This is a genomic window from Streptomyces sp. NPDC002868, from assembly GCF_055563295.1.
In genome coordinates this window covers 1-1,052 of sequence record NZ_JBVHDR010000096.1, presented here as the reverse complement: position 1 = coordinate 1,052, position 1,052 = coordinate 1, and the positions used below count along the sequence as shown (strand labels likewise).

Annotated in this window: 1 protein-coding gene; it reads left to right on the top strand. The window is 76.0% G+C overall.

What is annotated here, in order from left to right:
- Positions 1-71: 71 nt before the first annotated feature.
- A partial coding sequence (locus ACZ3H8_RS40865; RefSeq protein ID WP_467410465.1) for an SGNH/GDSL hydrolase family protein occupies positions 72-1,052 on the top strand: 981 nt, incomplete at its 3' end.

The following is a 1,052-nucleotide window of genomic DNA, read 5'->3' as shown; positions in this document are numbered from 1 at the left end:
CGGTACGTCAACGCGTCACCGGGTGCGCCCCGGTGGCCGGGGACGGCGCCCCGGTTGGCGCGTGCGTCTCCATGGCTGCCGTCGTGGCCCCGGTGGTCGGGGACGGCGCCTGCGTGGGCGCGTACGTCTCCCAGGTTGCCGTCGTGGCCCCGGCGGTTGGGGATGGCGCCCCGGTGGGCGCGTATGCCTCCATGGCTGCCGCCGTAACCCCGTCCGTCAGCCACCGCGCGCCCGGCGCCGGACCCGTCCCCCAACGCCCCTCGCGCGCGGCCCGTTTCGCCGCTCTCGGCGACTCCCTCACCGAAGGCGTAGGCGATCGCGTCGGTGACCACTGGCGGGGGTGGGCCGCTCTGCTCGCCTCGGGGATCGGGGGTGGCGATGCGCCCGCCGACTTCCGGAACTTCGCCGTCAGCGGGGCGCTCACCCGGGACGTCGTCGAGCGCCAGGCCCCCGAGGCGCTGGCGTTCGAACCCGACATCGCCGCGGTACTCGTCGGGGTCAACGACACCCTGCGCCGCACCTTCGACATAGAGGACATGGCCCGGCAGCTCGACGCCGTGTGCAAGCAGCTCGTGGCCCGCGGCACCGTGCTGCTGACCGCCTGTCTGCCCGACCCCGGCAGCATGCTCGGGCTGCCCCTGCCGCTGGCCCGCCCGCTCGCCAGGCGTCAGCGGGCGGTCAACGCGGTCGTCCACGCCCTGTCCGACCGCTACGGCGCGGTACATCTGCATACCGCGGACGCCGCCTGGGTCGCCGACAGGTCCATGTGGAGCGCCGACCGCCTGCATCCGGGCGAGCGTGGGCACCGGATGATCGCCCGGCGCTTCCACGAGCTGCTGGCCGAGCGCGGGCTCGCCCACGGGACGGCGCCCGGCGGAGAGCCTGAGCAGCCGCCGCCGAGCCGGTCCGCGTCCGTGCTGTGGCTCGCCACGGCCGGCACCGCGTGGGTGGCGCGCCGCTGCACCGACCTGCTGCCGCAGCTGATGCGGCTGGCGGGCGCGGAGGTACGCCACTGGGCGCGCGGCACCAGCGCACGCCTGGACCTGAGCGCC